Genomic DNA, 4,486 nt, shown 5'->3' on the forward strand with positions numbered 1-4,486 from the left:
CAAGGTCTACCGGGCCACCGAGGATCACGACATCACGTTCCGCCAGGTGCACGCCAAGGACAACGGGCGAATCCGGTACAAGCGGGTGTGCGAGGTGTGCGGCGAGGTCGTCGACTACGCCGACATCGCCCGGGCCTACGAATCCGACGACGGGCAGATGGTGGTGATCACCGACGACGACATCGCAAACCTGCCGGCGGAGCGCGACCATGAGATCGAGGTGCTGGAGTTCGTCCCCGCCGGTGAGCTCGACCCGATGCTGTATGACAGCAGCTACTTCCTGGAGCCGGATTCGAACTCGGCCAAGTCCTACGTACTGTTGGCCAGGACGCTGGCCGAAACCGACCGGGTGGCGATCGTCCATTTCGCGCTGCGCGACAAAACCCGGCTTGCCGCATTGCGGGTCAAGGATTTCAGCAAACGCGAGGTGATGGTGATCCAGACCCTGCTGTGGCCGGACGAGATCCGCGACCCCGACTTTCCGCTGCTGGACAAAAAGGTCGAGATCAAACCGGCCGAGCTGAAGATGGCCGGGCAGGTGGTCGAGTCGATGGCCGACGACTTCGACCCAGATCGCTACCACGACACTTACCAGGAGCAGCTGAGTGAGTTGATCGAGGCCAAACTCCAAGGCGGTGAGGCGTTTACCGCTGACGAGCAGCCCATCGTGCTGGACGAGACGGAGGATGTCGCCGACCTGCTGTCCAAGCTGGAGGCCAGCGTCAAGTCACGGTCGAAGGCCAAAAAATCCACGACGAGGAAAACGCCCGCCAAGAAGCCCACCGCGAAGTAGGCTCTCGGCCATGGTGCAACGATCCCTGATGGCGGTCGCAGCGGCGATCCTGTCTGCCGCTGTTGCGGTCCCCTCGCCCGCCCGCGCCGAGCCCGATCGGCACATTCCGGACCCGTCGGCCGGTTACTGTCCCGGTGGCGTCGGGATTGGTTATCGTTCGCCGGCCGGGCACGGCTACTGCGACGGAATGCACTACCCGGACGGTTCGTACTGGCGCATCGTCCAATCAGATTCCCCGGGTCGGCCGACCATGCAGTGCGTCGTCAACCCGGGTGGTGGACCGGTGCCGGAACCAGCCCCGCCCGGCGGCTGTAACGGTGCTGTCTGACGGACACGCACCTCATCGTGGCGGCTTTGTTAACGTGGCGCGGTGATCCTCGACAGCTTCCGGCTCGATGACCGGGTCGCCGTCGTCACGGGCGCCGGGCGCGGGCTCGGCGCAGCGATCGCGGTGGCCTTCGCCGAAGCCGGGGCCGACGTCGTCATCGCGTCACGGACCCGATCCGAATTGGAGGCCGTAGCCCGGCACGTCGAAGCCACCGGGCGTCGTGCCCACGTCGTCGTAGCCGACCTGGCTCGCCCGGAGGCGACGGCGACGCTTGCCGACCAGGCCGTCCGCGTGTTCGGGAGACTCGACATCGTCGTCAACAACGTCGGCGGAACCATGCCCGCGCCGTTGCTGAGCACGCCAACCAAGGACCTCAGGGACGCGTTCACCTTCAACGTCGGCACCGCGCACGCGTTGACCACCGCCGCGGTGCCGCTGATATTGGAGCATTCCGGCGGGGGAGCCATCATCAACATCACCTCGACCATGGGGCGGCTGGCCGGACGAGGATTCGCCGCCTACGGCACCGTCAAAGCCGCGCTCGCCCATTACACCCGGCTGGCCGCCCTGGATCTGTGTCCGCGCATCCGGGTCAACGCCATCGCACCGGGCTCGATCCTCACCTCGGCGCTGGACGTGGTGGCCTCCAACGACGAACTGCGCAAGCCGATGGAGAAGGTGACGCCGATGCGCCGGCTCGGTGATCCGGTCGACATCGCCGCGGCCGCGGTGTATCTGGCCTCACCGGCGAGCAGCTATCTGACCGGCAAGACGCTCGAAGTCGACGGCGGTCTTACCTTCCCCAACCTCGACCTGCCCATCCCAGATCTGTGAAGACCTCGATAGGGCCGGCCACGACCTGTCTGACTGTCGCCACCGCTCGGCCGTCCCGGGGTTCGTCTAACCTGACTTCTGTCTTTGGCGTCGCGGAAGAACTGGGGCTGCGTTGGCGCAGAACGCTCAGACGCGGCTGAAACCTGGCTGGTATCTGCTCGGGCCCGCATTCGTCGCCGCCATCGCCTACGTCGACCCGGGCAACGTCGCCGCCAACGTCAGCGCCGGCGCCCAGTTCGGCTTCCTGCTGGGGTGGGTCATCGTCGTCGCCAACGTGATGGCCGGCCTGGTGCAGTACCTGTCGGCCAAGCTGGGGCTGGTGACCGGGTGTTCACTGCCCGAAGTGGTCGGCGCCCACACCCGCACACCCGCCCGGATCGGTTATTGGCTTCAGGCCGAATTAGTCGCCATGGCGACCGATCTGGCCGAAGTCATCGGTGGCGCAATCGCGCTGCAACTGATGTTCGATCTGCCGTTGGTGCTCGGCGGCGTTGTCACCGGAGTGGTGTCGATGGCACTGCTGGCGGTGGGCGACCGCCGCGGTCCACGGGTCTTCGAAAAGGTAACCAGCGGGCTGTTATTGACCATCGCGGTCGGCTTCCTGGCCAGCGTGGTTGTCTCTCCGCCTCCGGCCGCCGACGTGGCCGCGGGCCTGCTACCGCGCTTCGACGGCACCGAAAGTGTGCTGCTGGCGACCGCGATCCTGGGCGCCACGGTCATGCCGCACGCGGTGTATCTGCATTCCGGCCTGGCCCGGGACCGCCACGGCCAACCCAACCCCGGCTGGCAGCGCCGCCGGCTCCTGCGGGTGACCCGATGGGACGTCGGGCTGGCGATGCTGGCGGCCGGAACGGTGAACCTGGGCATGCTGGTGGTAGCCGCCACCAACCTGACCGGGCGCACCACCGGCTCCATCGAGAGCGCGCACGCCGCGGTAGACCAGGCTCTCGGCCCGACGATCGCGCTGTTCTTCGCGATCGGCCTGCTGGCCTCCGGCCTGGCGTCGACGTCGGTCGGTTCCTACGCCGGCGCGATGATCATGCAGGGGCTGCTGCGGGTGTCGGTCCCGCTGCTGTGGCGCCGGCTGATCACACTGATCCCGGCGCTGGTGATCCTGGCCGCCGGGATGGACCCCAGCCGCGCCCTGGTGCTCTCACAGGTCGTGTTGTCGTTCGGTATTCCGTTCGCCCTCGCTCCGCTGATCCGGCTGACCAGTGACCGACAGCTGATGGGCACCGCCACCAATCGGCGGTTGACCTCGACACTCGGCTGGATCGTCACCGCAGTGATCAGCCTCCTCAACGTGGTGCTGATCTATCTGACCGTGACGCGCTGAATACCCGCCGAAGTCGGCACCGCCTGCCTGTGTCGATGGGATCCGACCCGGTGACCGCGCGGCCAGGCGTCAGGGTGCGGTCCGCGGCAGCAGGGTTATGACTCGCTGCCGCTCGTAGGGGACTGGCTGCAGTACGCTGCTCGTGCTGCTGCCACAAATTGGGAGGCCTGCGTCAGCGTCAACTCGGGGTTGGCGTTTTTCAACCCGCGTGCAGCCTGGTTCGAGGTGTGTCCCTGCGCGATGTACTCGCAGACCTCTCTGGCACTGGTTACGGCTTGGGTCGGATTCGGGTACTGGATGCCGATCGCGTCGAGCGAACCCAGCAAGACGGTGTCACCGGGTTCCGCCTTGGCAGCCGCGGGCAGGCCGATCAATGCGGCCACCGTGGCTGCGGCCAGAAGCAGTTTCGCAGCTGACATTTGTTACCTCCGTAACGACGCGATGTTGGCTGGTTCGCTCCTTGGCGAACCCAATCGTTTGTTGAAATCGATTACGGGACAAGAGCGTATCGCTGCACGCATGACGGGACCACACCAATGAGCCCTGCCGTCGGCAGTGTTCACGCAGTGTTCAGCAGGGCGCCATGTCTGCGTCAATCGGCAGTGTGTCCGCGACAAAGTGATCACTCGTTCTTAGCCGCCGGCGCCCTCGCCGGACAGCTGAGCGGGGCAGTATGTCTGCGCGGAGATCACGACGAATTGGGCGGCGTTATGCACCGAGAGGTGGTGATTGCTGATCTTCAGGGACCGCACGACGACGGTTGGCGAGCGCCCCTCTGCGAGTAGGCCGCAGACATCCTTGCCGATGGAAATGGTGTCCTGCGCATCGGCATACTCGATGCCGGCATGATCGAGTTCGGTGAGGAAAACGGTGTCGGCGTTATCGGCATGCACCGGCGCGGCCAAGCCGATTGCGGTGAGGACACCGCCTGCGGTCAAGAACCATTTCGCATGCTTCATCGATGCAGCAGTGTTGTCGCCGCCGTTTAACTGCGACTGTATGACAGGTGAAGCACAGGTGAACGCTGGTCGTCGGCTTAGTGCACTCGTCAGGAGCTGATGTGTGCCGGCGTCATCGGCCCGGCGATGCAGCTGGGACAGTTCTGCGGTGCGTGCGCGGTGGCGCTGCGACACTGTCGTGCGATGCGACCGCGCCAGGCTGACCTGCCGCGACTACCGGCCACTCAGCCCGCAAC

At 65.8% G+C, this 4,486-nt stretch carries 6 protein-coding genes; 4 read left to right on the forward strand and 2 right to left on the reverse strand.

The window, feature by feature from the left end:
• The 4 genes from ku to AC2VON_RS12745 form a co-directional block, all read left to right on the forward strand.
• The coding region (ku, locus tag AC2VON_RS12730; protein WP_486953290.1) for a non-homologous end joining protein Ku at positions 1-793 on the forward strand (793 nt) is incomplete at its 5' end.
• A 10-nt stretch (positions 794-803) separates the two neighbouring features.
• Complete coding sequence (locus AC2VON_RS12735; RefSeq protein ID WP_486953291.1) at positions 804-1,121, forward strand: hypothetical protein; 318 nt, start codon at positions 804-806, stop codon at positions 1,119-1,121.
• 42 nt (positions 1,122-1,163) lie between these two features.
• A complete protein-coding gene (locus AC2VON_RS12740; RefSeq protein ID WP_486953292.1) occupies positions 1,164-1,955 on the forward strand; it encodes an SDR family oxidoreductase in 792 nt (263 codons plus the stop codon).
• A 112-nt stretch (positions 1,956-2,067) separates the two neighbouring features.
• Positions 2,068-3,291, forward strand: a complete 1,224-nt coding sequence (locus AC2VON_RS12745) for an Nramp family divalent metal transporter (protein WP_486953293.1) — start codon at positions 2,068-2,070, stop codon at positions 3,289-3,291.
• Positions 3,292-3,386: 95 nt separating this feature from the next.
• On the opposite strand, the gene AC2VON_RS12750 is transcribed toward AC2VON_RS12745, so the two are convergent.
• The gene (locus tag AC2VON_RS12750) at positions 3,387-3,710 is read right to left on the reverse strand and encodes a DUF732 domain-containing protein (protein WP_486953294.1); all 324 of its coding nucleotides are present in this window, start codon (positions 3,708-3,710) and stop codon (positions 3,387-3,389) included.
• Positions 3,711-3,923: 213 nt separating this feature from the next.
• On the reverse strand, positions 3,924-4,250 hold the full coding sequence (locus AC2VON_RS12755) for a DUF732 domain-containing protein (protein ID WP_486953295.1): 327 nt from the start codon (positions 4,248-4,250) through the stop codon (positions 3,924-3,926).
• Between the last annotated feature and the right edge of the window lie 236 nt (positions 4,251-4,486).

The organism is Mycobacterium sp. TH-M82 (genome assembly GCF_057473605.1).